Origin of the sequence: Nocardia sp. NPDC058244 (genome assembly GCF_042882065.1) — a bacterium.
Lineage (GTDB): Bacteria > Actinomycetota > Actinomycetes > Mycobacteriales > Mycobacteriaceae > Nocardia.
Genome location: NZ_JBHVWX010000001.1, coordinates 393,443 through 407,846, shown reverse-complemented (window position 1 = coordinate 407,846; position 14,404 = coordinate 393,443). Strand labels below are relative to the sequence as shown.

The window sequence follows — 14,404 nt, the reverse complement described above, 5'->3', positions numbered from 1 at the left end:
TGCGGCCTGCGGTGCGGCGGTGTCGAAACGGTGGGTCACCCAGATACCGTACCGTCGGCCCGTCCCAGCTCGGCTTGCATGGAATCCGCGTAGCGGCGCAGTTCCGCGACGGCGGTCAGCTGGCGTTCCAGCACGACGGTGCGCTCGGCCCGGTTGGTCGCGGCCATCGTCGCCGCGTCCTGCGCGGCCCGCAGCGAGGCATCGATCGAGCGCAGGCTGCGCTCGGCGACCCCGGCGAAGTGATCGCGCAGGGCACGGTGGATGCGGTGCAGGCGGTCCTTGGTGTCCTTGCTCGCCTGGAACGCCACGTCGTCGAGGAAGCGGCGCACCTCCGCGTTGCCCTCGATCCGGCGGCGGGCCAGGCGCGCGGTCTTGTCGTCGCGGTAGGCCTTGCCGCCCACGATCAGGCCCGCGCCGAGGGAGATCGGGTTCAGCATGGCCAGACCGGCGAAGGTGGTGGCCAGGCCGACCATCAGGACACCGCCGTAGGAACCACGCATGCCCACCAGCACCTTGCTGGCGAAACCGATGTCCGGTTCGAGATCGGCCAGGGAACCCGAGCCGGCCAGATTCCGCTCGTCGTCCATGCCGGTGTGGACATCGGGCAGGTCGACGGCGCCGACCTCGGCGAAGTGACCGGCGATGCGTTCGGCGAGCAGTTCGGCCCGGCGATGGGTGAGCAGCAGGTTGTCGCCCAGCGCGGTGTCGACGGCGCCGGTGAGCCACTCGGCGATCGCGCCCCAGTGCCTGCCGGGGTCGTGGTCGTCGATCCACTCCTGACCGGTGCGGGCGACGCCGCGCAGGCGCTCGCGCAGGTCGTGGTCGACGTCGCCGACGAGGTCGGTGATGCCGTCGGTCAGCGTCTGCTGCCAACTCGCGGTGCGGCGCTGGAGATCCTCGGCGGCCGCGCGCGCCGCCTGGAGTTCGGTGACGGCGGCCGAGCCGAGCGCGGGATCACGCAGCGCGACCAGCTCGCTGCCGAGCGCGAGCGCCAGATGTTCGGCCGCCGACGACAATTCGCGGGCGACCGCCTGACGGGTGGCGACCTGGTCGCGGGCGACCACCCGGTCGCGCAGGAAGCCGAAGAGCGCGCCGAAGCCCGACTCCGCGCCGAGCTGCGCGTCTTGCAGGCGCAGCGCGTGCGCGCGCAGCAACGCCGACACCGGGATCAGCGAGACGTCGGTTTCCGCGCGAGTCAAGTGCGCGCGATCGGCCTCGAGCACCTGGTGCCAGTGCGGATACAGGTCGGTCTTGGTGAGCAGCACCGCGACCGTGGGGCACAATTCGCGGATCTGCCGGAGGAAGGTGAGCTCGGGGGCGGTGAGTTCGGTGGAGGCGTCCGACAGCACCAGCACCGCGTCGGCGGCCGCCGCGATGCCGAGAACGCCTGCGGCGCTCGCGTTTCCGTGGCCACCGACGCCCGGGGTGTCGATGAGCACGACGCCGTCGGCCAGCAGCTGGTTCGGCAGTTCGGCCTCGATCCGCACCACCTGCCTGCCCTGGGCCAGCTGGCCGCGCGGGTCGACGACGCCGATCTCGTCGAACGGGATCTCCACCCGCGATTCGTCGACGCCCGGCGCGGTGAGGACCAGGAACGCGCGCTGCTGCTCGCCGTAGGCCAGTTGCAGCGGGAGGACGGTGGTGGTGTCGTCACCGACCCGGCACACGTCCAGCCCCAGCAGCGCGTTCACGAACCGGCTCTTGCCCTGGCCGAGCTGGCCGGTGACGACGATCCGGTGCCGTGGATCGCGCACCCGGACCGCGACCTTCTCCAGGCGCCCGACCAGGTCGTCCCGACCAGCGGCGCGGGCCGCTGCGACGGTGTCGGTCAACACCGTCGTCAGCGGCACCGCGTTCGGTGCGAGAGTCCCCATCGCAGCGCCCGTTTCGCTCAGTGGAACAGTCCGTCGGTGTGGGTGTCCACACCGGTCTCGGCGACAGTACTCGACTCGCCGAACAGCGACGCGTCGCCACCACCGAGGGCCGAACCGTGCAGGCCGGAGCCGAACGCACTGGACACATCGACCGAGGACCAGGTGTCGGCCGCGGTCGTCACCGCCCCCTGCGCGGTGCCGCCGAGCGCGCCCGACGTGTCGGTGTGCGATGTTCCGGCGAGGTCGCCGGTCACGGCGGTGCTGCCCTGGGTCGCCCCGCTCACCGTGCCGCCGAGCTGCGCGCCGGAGCTCGTCGCGCCGGACAGGCCTGCCTGCGTGCTGCCCGCGACCGAGCCGGACAGGCCGGTGCTCGCGTCGACGGCGCCACCGAGGCCGGACTGGGCACCGCCGGCCACCGAACCCGTCAGGCCGGTGCCCGCGTCCACTGCGCCGCCGAGGCCGGACTGCGCACCGCCGGCCACCGAACCCGTCAGGCCCGTGCCCGCGTCCACGAAGCCGCCGAGGCCGGCCTGGGCGCCGCCTGCGGCCGAACCCGCAAGGCCGACACCGGTTTCGGCCAGACCCGACAGGCCCGCCTGGGCACCGCCGGCCACCGATCCCGTCAGGCCCGTGCCCGCGTCCACGAAGCCGCCGAGGCCGGCCTGGGCGCCGCCTGCGGCCGAACCCGCAAGGCCGACACCGGTTTCCGCGAGGCCCGACAGGCCCGCCTGGGCGCCACCGGCCAGGCCGAGGCCGGAATCCACGGCGCCGCCGAAGCCGGCCTGGGCGCCGGTGGTCAGGTCGGTGCCGAGGGTCGCGGCGGTGTCGAAGCCGGCGCCGGTCGTGGCGGACAGGCCCGTTTCCAGACCGGAGGAGACCTCGCCGCCGCCGGTGAGCAGTCCGTCGAGCCCGAAGCCGCCGCCCGCGCTACCGGTCAGGCCGCCGATCAGGCCGGTTCCGGCCGACGCGGCACCGCCCAGCCCGGTCTCCAGGCCGGTCCCGAATTCCCCGCCGGCGCCGACGGCGCCGTCGAGACCGGTGATCGCGGTGGTGGTCGCCGCCGCGCCGAGGCTGCCCGCGGCCTGCGCACCGGCCGAGGCGGCCGCACCCAGCCCGCCCGCCGCGGTGGTCGCGCCGCTGACGCCTGCATTCAGCCCGCCGCCGAGCTGCGCGCCCGCCTCCGCGCCGAGACCGGCGGCGCCGTCCACCAGGCCGTCGACGCCGGCGGTGAAGTCACCACCGGCACCGACGGCCCCGGTCAGAGCCGTGTCCAGCCCGGTGCCGAGCGCACCACCGGCACCGGCCGCACCGGTCAGCGCACCGTCGAGTCCGGCACCGGCCGCACCCGTCAGCGCACCGCCCACACCGGCGCCCACATCCACAGCTCCACCCAGCCCGGCCGCGAGATCGGCGCCCGCGTCGACCGCCCCGGTCAACGCACCACCGACCCCGGCGTCGACCGCACCGTTCAGCCCGGTCTCGAGACCAGCACCCGCACCCAGCGCTCCCCCGAGACCGGCGCCCACCGCCCCGCCCACACCGGCGGCGACATCGGCTCCGGCGCCCACCGCACCGCCGAGACCGGCACCGACCGCACCGTTCAGCGCACCGCCCGCACCGGCGGCGAGGTCAGCACCCGCGTCGACGGCACCACCGAGACCGGCACCGAGACCGGCGCCCGCGTCGACAGCACCACCGAGACCGGCACCGACCGCGCCGCCCAGCCCGGTCTCGAGACCAGCGCCCGCACCCAGCGCTCCCTCCAGGCCCGCACCTACGGCGCCGCCCACACCGGCGGCAGCATCGGTTCCGGCACCCACGGCACCACCGAGACCGGCACCGAGCGCGCCGTTCAGAGCACCGCCCGCTCCGGCAGCAAGGTCAGCGCCTGCATCGACGGCACCGCCGAGACCTGCACCGAGCGTGCCCTCCACCGCACCGCCCGCACCGGCAGCGAGGTCAGCGCCAGCATCGACGGCACCGCCGAGACCTGCACCGAGCGTGCCGTCCAGAGCACCGCCGACGGCGCCTTCCAGCGCACCGCCCACTCCAGCAGCAAGGTCAGCACCCGCGCCAACAGCACCACCGAGACCGGTCCCGGCGCCTAGCGCACCTTCGAGGCCCGCATCGACCGAGCCGTTCAGGCCGGTCGCGAGATCAGCGCCCGCACCCAGCGCCCCATCGAGACCCGCACCCGCGCCCAGGGCACCTTCGAGACCGGCGCCTACCGCACCGTTGAGGCCGGTCGCGAGGTCGGCGCCCGCACCGAGCGCGCCATCCAGACCGGCGGCAAGATCAGCGCCCGCACCCACAGCACCGTTCACAGCGCCGTCGAGACCGGCACCCGCGTCGATCGCACCGTTCAGCGCGCCGCCCGCACCGGCAGCGAGGTCAGCACCGGCGCCGAGTGCGCCGTCGAGACCCGCGCCCGCACCCAGGGCACCCTCGAGGCCTGCACCGACCGCACCGTTCAGGCCGGTCGCGAGGTCAGCGCCCGCACCGAGTGCACCATCGAGACCCGCGCCCACACCGGCCGCACCGTTCACGGCGCCACCGAGACCGGCGGCAAGATCAGCGCCCGCACCGACAGCGCCATTCAGCGCACCGCCCAGACCCGCACCGGCGCCAGCCGCACCGTTCAAGGCACCGCCGAGACCGGTAGCGAGATCGGCGCCCGCACCGACAGCGCCATTCAGCGCACCGTCCAGACCCGTGCCGACTCCAGCCGCGCCATTCAAGGCACCGCCCAGACCGGCCGCAAGATCAGCACCCGCGCCCACAGCACCGTCCAGACCCGCACCGGCACCAGCCGCGCCATTCAGCGCACCACCCAGACCTGCGGCGAGATCGGCGCCCGCGCCTACCGCACCGTCCAGATTTGCGCCGGCGCCGATCGCGCCGTCCAGCGCGCCGTCGAGACCGGCCGCGAGATCAGCGCCCGCACCGACAGCGCCGTTCAGCGCACCGCCGAGACCCACACCGGCACCAGCAGCACCGTTCAGCGCGCCACCCAGGCCGGCCGCGAGATCGGCGCCCGCGCCTACTGCGCCGTTCAGGGCACCGTCCAGACCCGCACCGGCGCCGATCGCGCCGTTCAGCGCGCCGCCGAGACCGGCCGCGAGGTCGGCGCCCGCGTCCACCGCGCCGTCGAGACCGGCGCCGATCGCACCACTCAGGCCCGCGCCCGCGCCGATCGCACCGTTCAGGGCACCACCGAGACCGGCCGCGAGGTCGGCGCCCGCGCCTACTGCGCCGTTCAGGCCTGCGCCGATCGCGCCGTTGAGGCCGGCGCCCGCGCCGATCGCACCGTTCAGGGCGCCGCCGAGGCCGGCGGCGAGGTCGGCGCCCGCGCCTACTGCGGCGTCGAGGCCGATGCCGGTGCCGAAGGCGGCGGCGATGTCGGTGGCCAGTTCGCCGCCGACGTTCACGCCGGCGCCGATGTCGGTGTCGATGTCGACGTTCGCGCCGGTGACGGCCGACAGGGCGGCTTCGATACCCGCGCCGACCTGGGCCGCGGCGCCCGCGACGGCCGAGGCGGCCGCGCCGAGGCCGACGTCGAGGCCGATGCCGAGCTGGGCGTCGGTGGCGGTCGCCGCTGTCACGGCGGCGGCCGCGGTGGCCGTCGAGGCGAGGGCGGCGGTCGTGCCGGCCGCGGCGCCGGCCGCGACGATCGCCTGCAACTGGGAGCCGCCGCTGACCAGCGCGGATTCCGCCACCATCGGGGCGACGGCGGAAATATCCTCGGGCGTCACGTCGAGCCCGGCCACAGTCAGGGCCTGGCACGGGTTCGCGCAGTAGCTCGCGGCCGCCTGGGGGTCGCGCAGCAGGTTGAGGATGAATTCCAGAATCGCATTCGGTGTCATCGAGATCAGCTCCTCCAGATCATGGGCGATCCGTTGTCGTCGGAATGTCTTTCACGCTAGGTCCGCGAGCCGTTACAGGTAACGGGGCGAATACCTAGTTCACGAGGGGCGTCCCCCATTAGGGGCGCACCGCCGATTAGGGGAATTTCCCCGTACTTCCCCCGGCACAGGTAACAGCTGTCCCCTAGCAACCGACAGTTCGAGTGGGACGCCGACCACCCCGGCGATCTCGCTGTATTCACCTTTTCCGGTCCGCCGGAAGTCCTGCGAACGGGGTTGTCCAATGACAGAGCGGCTGGCGCTCGGCATTACCGTCGGGGCCGCGAATTCGGTCGCCGCGGCCACGACGGCCGACGGGTCCGGAACCACCGTTCGCGCCCACCACAGCGCCCTGCTGCTCGGCGCCGACGGCTCGACCGGCTTCGCCGACGCCGCCCAGCACGCGCGCGGCGTCGTGGTCGACGACTACCTGTCCCGGGTCGGCGACCCGGTAGACCTGCTGGCAGAGGACGGTTCCAGCCACGACGCGGCCGATCTGGTCGCCGCCGCGACCCACGCGCTGGTCACCGAGCTGGCCGGCCGGGCGAGCGCCGAGGCGACCATCGTGGCCTGCTACCCGGCGTGGTGGTCGGAACCGACCGTCGAGACGACGCGCGCGGCGCTCACCCGCGCCGGCCTGCCCGAGGTGACGCTGGTGCCAGAGCCGATGGCCGCGGTGCGCCGCTACGAGATGGAGAACGGCCTGCTCGACGACGGCGCGCTGGCCGTCTACGACTTGGGCGCGAGCGGCCTCACGGTCACGGTGCTACGCACCGGCGACCAGGCGGGCATGCTCGGCGCACCCCTGCACAGCACGGCGATCGCCGGTACGGAATTCGATCTGCTGACGATGCGCTATGTTCTGGCTAACGCGCTGGACGGTCAGGATATCGATCCATTCGACCCCGTTGTCGAGGCGGAATTATCGGCCTTGCGAGCCCGCTGCAGAAATGCGAAAGAAGAGCTGTCCAGAATTACCGCGACGGTGATCCCGGTGGGTCTGCTCGGGGCCGCGCACACCGCACAGGTCCGGCTGACCCGCGGTGAACTCGAAGACCTGCTGCGCCCGACCCTGTTCGATTCGATGAACCTGCTGCACGACGCGGTGCGCCGCGCCGGACTCACCATGGGCGATATCAGCCGGGTGCTGCTCACCGGCGGTGGCGGGGCGATCCCGCTGGTCGCCGAGCTGATCTCGACCGAGTTCGGGCTGCCGGTCGCCGCCTGCGCCGACCCCGCGTCCTGCACCGCGCACGGCGCCGCCGAGATCGCCCTGGACGTGGCCGCGGTCTCCGTGCCCACCGAGGCCATTCCCGCCGCCGTCGTGGCGCTGCCCGCGGTGGCGGCACCGGTCGTCGACGACATCGCGCTCCCGGCGGACGAACCCGCCCCCACCAAGATGTTCACCGCCAAACGGGCGGCGATCATCGCGGCGGCCGCGGTGACGATGGCCGCGCTGGCCACCGGCACCCTCGCGCTCGGCGGGGCCACCACCCCGTCCACGCCGAGCGGGCCCGTCGCGACGACGAGCGGGGCGCCCGTGCCCGGCGCCACCGCCGCTACCAGCACGGGTGGCGCGCCCGGTGCGGTCAACGGCACCGACTCGACCGTCGCCGACCCGACCCGTCCCGGCGCACCGAGCACCGCGACGCCGCCGGGCCAGACGCAGGCGGGCACCACGCAGCCGGGGACGCCGGGCAGCGCCCCCGCGGCCGCGGGCAGCCCGGCACCGGCAGGCACGCAGGCGGGCGACAGCCCGGCACCGGCCCCCGCGGCCGGACAGCCCGCTCCGGCCCCCCAGCAGCCCGCCGAACAGGCCCCCGCACCCGCCCCGGCTCCGGCTCCAGCGCCCGCTCCGGCCCCAGCGCCCGCGCCCGCCCCGGCACCGGCACCGGCCCCCGCGCCCGCCCCGGCACCCACCAGACCGACGATCCCGCCCATCAAGGTGAACCCCGGCGACCTGCTCGACGGCGTGGGCGGCGCGGTCGACGAAACCCTCGAGACGGGCACCCAGCTGCCGGGCCAGATCCTCGGAGGAAATGGTGGCTGATATCGCCCTCGACTCCCTGCCCAGCGCGCGCACCGTCATCCGCGAACTCGATACCGCCGACAAGCAGCCGGTGCTGCTGATGATCCGCGGCCGGGCCGGAACCGGAAAGTCCGTGCTGCTCAACGCGGTTCGCTCCCATCTGCGCGATCGCGGCATCCCGATGACCGACTCGGTGCACGACGACGCGACCGACCGGGCCGTGCTGATCGCCGACAACGTGCACCGATACAGCGCCGTCGATCTGCGAAACCTCTGCGCCGCCATCGAATCCGGCCGCCGCTCGGTGGTGCTGGCCACCCAGCCGCGCCCGCACGATCCCCGACTACGCGCCCTGTCCGACATCGTCTCGCGGCACGGCCGCACGGTGGAGCTGCGCGCGCTCGGCAGCGCCGACACCGCGTCGTTCGCCAGGGAACTCGGGGTGGCGGTGTCGCAGCCGCTCGCGCTGCGCATCCATCAGCTCACCGCGGGCATTCCCGGCGGCGTCGTCGCGGCGCTGGCCGCCGCTCGCACCGCCCCGCTGGAAACCTGCGTGACCGCCGTCGACGAGGCGATCACCGCGTGGACCCGATCGATGCTCGACGCGGCCGAACCCGAGCTGCTCGACACGCTCGTGATCGCCGCCACCGGAACGGGTTTGGACGCCACCGAACTCACCGAGGTGCTCGGCGTCGACACAGCCACCGCCCACGATCTGATCGACCGCGCGCGAGCGGGCGCGCTGGTCACCGACGCCGATCTGCTGCTCACCCCCGCCGTCGGCCCGCTGCGCATCCTGCTCGGCGACCGCCGCTATGTCGAGGTGCAGCGGCGCCTGCTCGCCGCGCGACTCGACGCGGGACTGCTGCGTGACTGCACGGCGCTGATCCTGGCCGAGTCGGGCGTGGTCGACTCGCGCCTGGCCGAATTCCTGTGCCGCACAGCGGAGAAATCGGGACAGCCCGCGCGCTACTACGCGGCCGCGGCCGCCGCGGGTACCCCGGTCGAGTCGATCGCGCTGCGCTGGGCCGAGGCCGCCGCGCGCGCCGGCGACGCCGACACCGCGCTGCGGCTGGCCCAGCCGCTACTCACCGCGGACGGCATCGCCGCCACCGATCTCGTTGCCGCCGTGCGTATCTGCGCGGCTGTACTCACCCGGCGCGGTCTGGTGAGCCGCGCGGCCGGGTTGTACACCTGGCTCGGACCCGATCGGGTCGGCGCCGACTGGGCGCCCGCCGCGATGGTGCTCACCCTGGCCGGGGAGACCGCGGGCGCGACCCGGATGGCCGCCGCGGCCCAGCTGTGGCCACCGACCGAGGCCGACGCGGGCGCGCGGCTCATCGCCGGCGCGCTGCACGAATCCCTCGACCCGCACGGAACCGGAACGGCCGCCGCGATTTCCGCGCTGATCCAGGCGGGCAACACCGACACCGACGACCGCTACCTCCCCTGCTCGGCCGTCTCGATCGCCACCCTGCTCTGCCTGGGCACCGGCGAACCCCGCCGCGCGGGCGACGCGCTGCGCCGCGCCGCGGGCCGGGGCGCGGGCACTCAGCTGCCCGTGCTCACCGCCTGGGCCGCGCTGCTCGGCGGCGACGAGCAACGCGCCGCGAACACCCTCGCCGAGGTCGACATCGCCGCGCTCGAACCGCGCGATCAGCTGCTCGCGCACGCGTTGGCCGTCGGCCTGGCCCGGCGCGGCGGCGACCACGCGGCGCTGACCCGCGCGTGGCAGGCCGCCAGCCCGCTGTTCGACGAACTGGAAGCCGACCTGCTGAGCCTGCTGCCGATCGGCGAACTGTGGCTGGCGGGCCTCCGGTTGCGCGATGTGCGCCGGATCGAACCGCTCGTCGACGCGGCCCGCGGATTGCTGCGCAAACTGGGCCGCGCGCCCGCCTGGACCAACCTGTTCCACTGGTACGGCGTCCAGGCCGCGCTCGCCGACGAATCGCCCAGCGACCTGCTCCCGCACGCCCACGCGCTCAAGACCGCCGCGGCGGCGGGCGACCAGCAGGCCGCCGCGCTGGCCGACGCGGGCCGCACCTGGGTGCTCGTGCTGCGCGGTCAGGTGGTGGCCGCCGAGGTGCAGGCCGCGGTGTCGGCGCTGGCCGAGTTCGGTCTCACCTGGGACGCCGCCCGCCTGGCCAGCGAGGCCGCGCTCGCCGTCGGCGACTCCGCCACCGCGACCACGCTGCTCAAACTGGCCCGCTCGGTGCGCGTGCGGGCGCAGCCGGTGGAACAGCCACTGCCCGCCGCCCAGCCGCTGCCGCAGGGCGCGGAGCAGCCCGCCCCGCGCCCGCCCGACACGGCCGCGCTCAGCGATCGCGAGCGGGAGGTTGCCGAGTTGGTGCTGCTCGGTCTGACCTATCGGGAGATCGGCGCGCGGCTGTACATTTCCGCCAAGACCGTGGAGCATCACGTCGCGCGAATCCGACGCCGGATAGGCGCGCGCTCACGATCCGAATTATTGTCAATGCTCCGCGCCATGGGACACGGTTCACTGCTTGTGTAACACGACGCGGCCTGTCGTCGTCGCCCGAAGCGAGGTAAACCGGATGGCCACTGGGGTCGGCCTGCGCATCGCCGATGACGAGTGCATCGCGGCGGTGGTCACCGAGGACGGCACGGTGCGGCTCGTCGAACGCGACGCACTGCTGCACATGTCCGACGAGGGCGACGCCGCGCTCGGCGGACCGGCTCCCTCCGGGCACGCGCACTCGATCGCCGGTTTCGTGCGCGCGATCGGCGACCCGGCGGGCATCGATGTCGACGGCGGCGAGGCCTACCGCGCCGAGGACCTGCTGGCGACCGCGATGTTCTGCCTGATCGACCTCACCACCGAGCACCTCAGCGGCCCGGCTGAGTTCTACGCGACGCATCCGGCGCAGTGGACGCCCGAGGTGGTGCGCGGCGTGCGCGAGGCGCTGGACTATCTGGGCCTGAAGTCGGTGGCGCTGCTGGGCGAGGACGAACTGCCCCCGCCCGCCGACGGCATCGATCCCGGCCGCTCGTTCGCGACGTCGGCCGCCGAGGCCGCGCTGGTCGCGGTGCTGGCGACGCCCGCGGGCGCGACACCGCCCGATCCGATCGTCACCGAGAACTCCCTCGTCGTCACCGACGTGATCCCCGCGCTCGCCCGGCCCGCGGCGACCGCGCAGGCCTATTCGGCGGCGATGCCGGTGACGGCGCAGCCGACGAAGGCGCTGGCCACCCCGACCTCGGCGCTGCCGGTCGTCGCGGTGGAACCGCCGGAACCCCAGCGCAGCCGGACGCCGCTGCTGATCGCCGCGGCCGCGCTGATCGGACTGCTGCTCGGCGGCGTCGCGGTCTCGGTGATGCTGCGCGGTAGCGACACCACCCCGCCGCCACCGATCTCCGACGCCCGCCCCGATTCGCTGACGGTGACCCCGACGCCCACGCCCGCGCTGCCCCCGCCGCCGCCGGTCGTCGAACCGACCACGCGCGCGCCGGCCGTCACCACGACGCCCGAGCCCGAGCCGGAGCCGTCGACCAGCACCGAAGCGCCGCCGACGACCACGCCGGAACCGACGACCACCGACCCGTCGACCCCGCCCGGCCGCAGCACGACCCGCCCGCTGCTGCCGTTCCAGACGTACCCGCCGGGGTATCTCCCCTCGCCCATGCGGATTCCCGGATACAACTGATCCGGTGCGGGGGTACGGTAACCGCGCCCTCCGCGCGCCCGTGCCCTAGAGTGATGCGCTGATCGACATCACAGCCGCCGGCGGTGGTCTCGATCACTCGTGCCGACGAAGGGATTTCATGCGCAAGTTGGTGGCGCGTCGCGCCGCAGTCAAGGCAGCCTCCGCCGGTTTCGCCGCGACTGTTCTCCTGGCACCTCTGTTCGGCTCCGGCGTCGCGACCGCGGAACCTTCGGCGCCCCTTCAGCTTTCGGCCGACGCCTTACCGGCCGAGCTGGTGACGGCACTCTCGCGCGACCTCGGGATGACCCCGACCGAATACCTCGACCGCGCCGCCCGCGCGCAGCAGCTGCGCGACTACGCCAGCGACTTCCGTGCCGAGAACCCCGACACCTTCGCCGGCGCCTGGATGACGCCGGAGGGCAAGGCCGTCATTGCCGTCACCAACGCCGAGGCGGGCAAGATCGCCGCGGCCGACGGCTACCAGACCCACCTCGCCCCGATCTCGGCAGGCGGCCTGGAGGGCGCGCTGGTGCAGCTGGCGCAGTGGATCGCGAGCCTGCCGCGCGAGATCTCGGCGCCGATCAGCTCGATCGCCATCGACGCGCTCAACAGCCAGCTGGTGCTCAACATCGCCAACACCGGCCCCGGCCACCTGCTCAACCTGCCGACCCTGATCGCCACCATCAAAGTCGTGCTCTCCCCCGGCGGCGGCGGTCCGGTCGAGTACAAGCCGATGGGCGGCGACACCTACATCACCGCGACCAAGGACCTGCACGACACGACGCTGCGCGGCGTCGACGTCTGCTCGTTCGGCTTCAACAGCACCGATGCCGCGGGCAACGCGCTCAACATCTCGGCGGGCCACTGCAACCCGAACGTCGACAACGGCGGCTCCGCGCCGGTCTACGTGCCGAACGTGCGCGACATCCCGAACAGCCCCGAGGTCGGCTCGTTCGCCAAAGCCGTGCTCGGCGGACCCGCCGCGCTGGACTACTCGGTGATCAAGCTGAACGAGCGCGCGGTCAACGCGGGCATGGACCAGCCGCGGGTGCGCGGCGCGAACGGGACGTCGCTGTACATCACCGGCACCGCCGAACCGGTCACCGGCGCCCCGGTCTGCAAGACCGGCCAGTCCTCCACCTTCACCTGCGGTTTCGTCTCCGCCGACCATGTGGAGACCCAGCTGTTCACAGCCGAGGGCGTCAGCAAGACGATCCGCGGCTTCGCCAGCAGCGCCTGCACGCTCGGTGGTGACAGCGGCGGCGCGATCGTTACCGGCACCCTGGCGCTCGGCATCACCAGCGGCTCCAACGCCGCCGAGGCGCCCAACTGCACCGAGGCCAACACCCAGCTGGCCCCGTACGGCGGCACCGCCTCGCTCGGCGTGCCGATCCGGCCGATCCTGGCCGATATCGAGGCCACCTCCGGTGGGGGTCTCGGTAGTGGAATCGCCGTGCGTACCAAGCCGAACGCAGGCTGACCTCACAACGAATCGCCGGACCGGACCGGGTGAGCGAAATCTCTTGCCCGGTCCGAGTAGGCATAACCCGCTCCAGCCCATATAGTTCGATCATGCTCCTGCCACGTATGGGTCGCACCCCGTCCGCGCGAAGCTCGAGAAGAGCTCGGAAGTCCGTGATCGCCGCTTCGGCGGCGATTCTGCTGTTCGGCCCCACCATGGCAGTCGCCGACGCGCAGCCCGCGCCCGCTGCCGACCTGCCCGCGCAGCTGATCGAGGCGGTCACCCGGGATCTGAAGATCTCCCCCGACGAGTACCTGCGCCGCGCCGATGTCGCGCAGCAGGTCGCCGCGTTCTCGACCACCGCGCAGCGCCAGTTCCCGCAGGCCTTCGCCGGCGCGTGGCTCAACGACGCCGGTAACGCCGTCGTCGCGCTCGCGCAGGGCCCCGGCGCCGACCAGGCCCGCGAGGCCGCCCAGTCGGCCGGTTTCGAGGTCCGCAACGTCGCCAAGAGCGAGTCCGCGCTGCGTGGCGAGAAGACCGCGTTCGAGAACTGGCTGGCCGCCGCGCCGCCGGAGGTCGCCAACCTGGTCCGTGGCGTCGTCATCGACACCGTGAACAACGCGATCGCGGTGCGCGTCGAGCAGGCCGGGCTGCCGCTGCCGAGCTTCATCGACCCGTCCCGCGTCGTCGTCACCGCGCCGCCGGTGGCGGGCGAGCGTGTCGACCTGTCGGCCACCCCGGTCGCCGGCGACGGCAACGGCGCCCTGGCCGGCGGCGACGGCTTCGCCTCGGTGATCGGCCGTAGCTCGCTGCGCTGCTCGCTGGGCTTCAACGGCACCGACCGCGCGGGCAACGTCATCAACATCTCGGCGGGCCACTGCAACCCCGACATCGGCTCGGCGGGCACCGGCAACGCCGCGGCCGTCTACGAGCTCAACGGTGATCGCGCGGGCGCCCAGCTGGGCACCTTCCAGAAGTCGGTGCTCGGCGAGCAGGACTACTCGATCATCCGGATCAACGACAACGCTCGGGCGCGCTTCGAGAACAACCTGGTCCGCGTGCCGGGCAACGCCCCGATCGCGGTCGACGGCGTGGCCACCCCGGTCGTCGGCGCCCCGGTCTGCAAGTCGGGCTCGCGCACCGGCTTCAGCTGCGGCATCATCAACGGCGTCGACCAGACCGTCCAGGTCGGCGACCGTCAGCTCACCCAGAGCTTCTCGGCCAACATCTGCGCCCTGCCCGGCGATTCGGGTGGCGCGATCGTGACCGGTCGCCTCGCCCTCGGCATCTCCAGCGCATCGTCGGTCGCCGACTACCCGATCTGCGAGATCCCGAACATCATCGGCGCGATCACCGGTGACGTCCCGCAGCTGTTCGCGCAGCCGCTGAGCGTCGTCCTCTCGGACAACCCGGGCCTGGCGGTCCGCACCAACTGATCGCGGGTCACACCGCAGGCACAGAGCAGCCAGAAA

General features: G+C 73.6%; 7 protein-coding genes. 5 read left to right on the top strand and 2 right to left on the bottom strand.

Translation table 11 applies throughout. The features are described 5' to 3' along the window. Nucleotides 1–35: 35 nt before the first annotated feature. Nucleotides 36–1,874, bottom strand: a complete 1,839-nt coding sequence (locus ACFVW6_RS01845; protein ID WP_378824171.1) for a dynamin family protein — start codon at nt 1,872–1,874, stop codon at nt 36–38. 17 nt (nt 1,875–1,891) lie between these two features. Continuing rightward, complete coding sequence (locus ACFVW6_RS01840; protein WP_378824172.1) at nt 1,892–5,737, bottom strand: IniB N-terminal domain-containing protein; 3,846 nt, start codon at nt 5,735–5,737, stop codon at nt 1,892–1,894. A gap of 283 nt (nt 5,738–6,020) precedes the next feature. Here ACFVW6_RS01840 and ACFVW6_RS01835 point away from each other — a divergent pair, with 283 nt between their 5' ends. From ACFVW6_RS01835 to ACFVW6_RS01815, 5 genes are all read left to right on the top strand, one after another. Further along, a complete protein-coding gene (locus ACFVW6_RS01835) occupies nt 6,021–7,826 on the top strand; it encodes an Hsp70 family protein (protein WP_378824173.1) in 1,806 nt (601 codons plus the stop codon). Further along, complete coding sequence (locus tag ACFVW6_RS01830) at nt 7,819–10,317, top strand: LuxR C-terminal-related transcriptional regulator (RefSeq protein ID WP_357342192.1); 2,499 nt, start codon at nt 7,819–7,821, stop codon at nt 10,315–10,317. Before ACFVW6_RS01835 ends, ACFVW6_RS01830 begins: the two co-directional genes overlap by 8 nt. Nucleotides 10,318–10,360: 43 nt before the next feature. Beyond that, nucleotides 10,361–11,470 carry a hypothetical protein gene (locus ACFVW6_RS01825; protein WP_378824175.1) on the top strand — a complete coding sequence of 370 codons (1,110 nt, stop codon included), beginning with the start codon at nt 10,361–10,363 and terminating at the stop codon, nt 11,468–11,470. A gap of 118 nt (nt 11,471–11,588) precedes the next feature. Then, a complete protein-coding gene (locus ACFVW6_RS01820) occupies nt 11,589–12,950 on the top strand; it encodes a S1 family peptidase (RefSeq protein WP_378824176.1) in 1,362 nt (453 codons plus the stop codon). 155 nt (nt 12,951–13,105) lie between these two features. Then, nucleotides 13,106–14,368 carry a S1 family peptidase gene (locus tag ACFVW6_RS01815; protein WP_355274836.1) on the top strand — a complete coding sequence of 421 codons (1,263 nt, stop codon included), beginning with the start codon at nt 13,106–13,108 and terminating at the stop codon, nt 14,366–14,368. The last annotated feature ends 36 nt before the right edge of the window (nt 14,369–14,404 follow it).

Coding starts and splice junctions, on each gene's coding strand:
- ACFVW6_RS01845 (WP_378824171.1), bottom strand. CDS start 1,874: ATGGGGACTCTCGCACCGAACGCGGTGCCGCTGACGACGGTGTTGACC.
- ACFVW6_RS01820 (WP_378824176.1), top strand. CDS start 11,589: ATGCGCAAGTTGGTGGCGCGTCGCGCCGCAGTCAAGGCAGCCTCCGCC.
- ACFVW6_RS01840 (WP_378824172.1), bottom strand. CDS start 5,737: ATGACACCGAATGCGATTCTGGAATTCATCCTCAACCTGCTGCGCGAC.
- ACFVW6_RS01835 (WP_378824173.1), top strand. CDS start 6,021: ATGACAGAGCGGCTGGCGCTCGGCATTACCGTCGGGGCCGCGAATTCG.
- ACFVW6_RS01825 (WP_378824175.1), top strand. CDS start 10,361: ATGGCCACTGGGGTCGGCCTGCGCATCGCCGATGACGAGTGCATCGCG.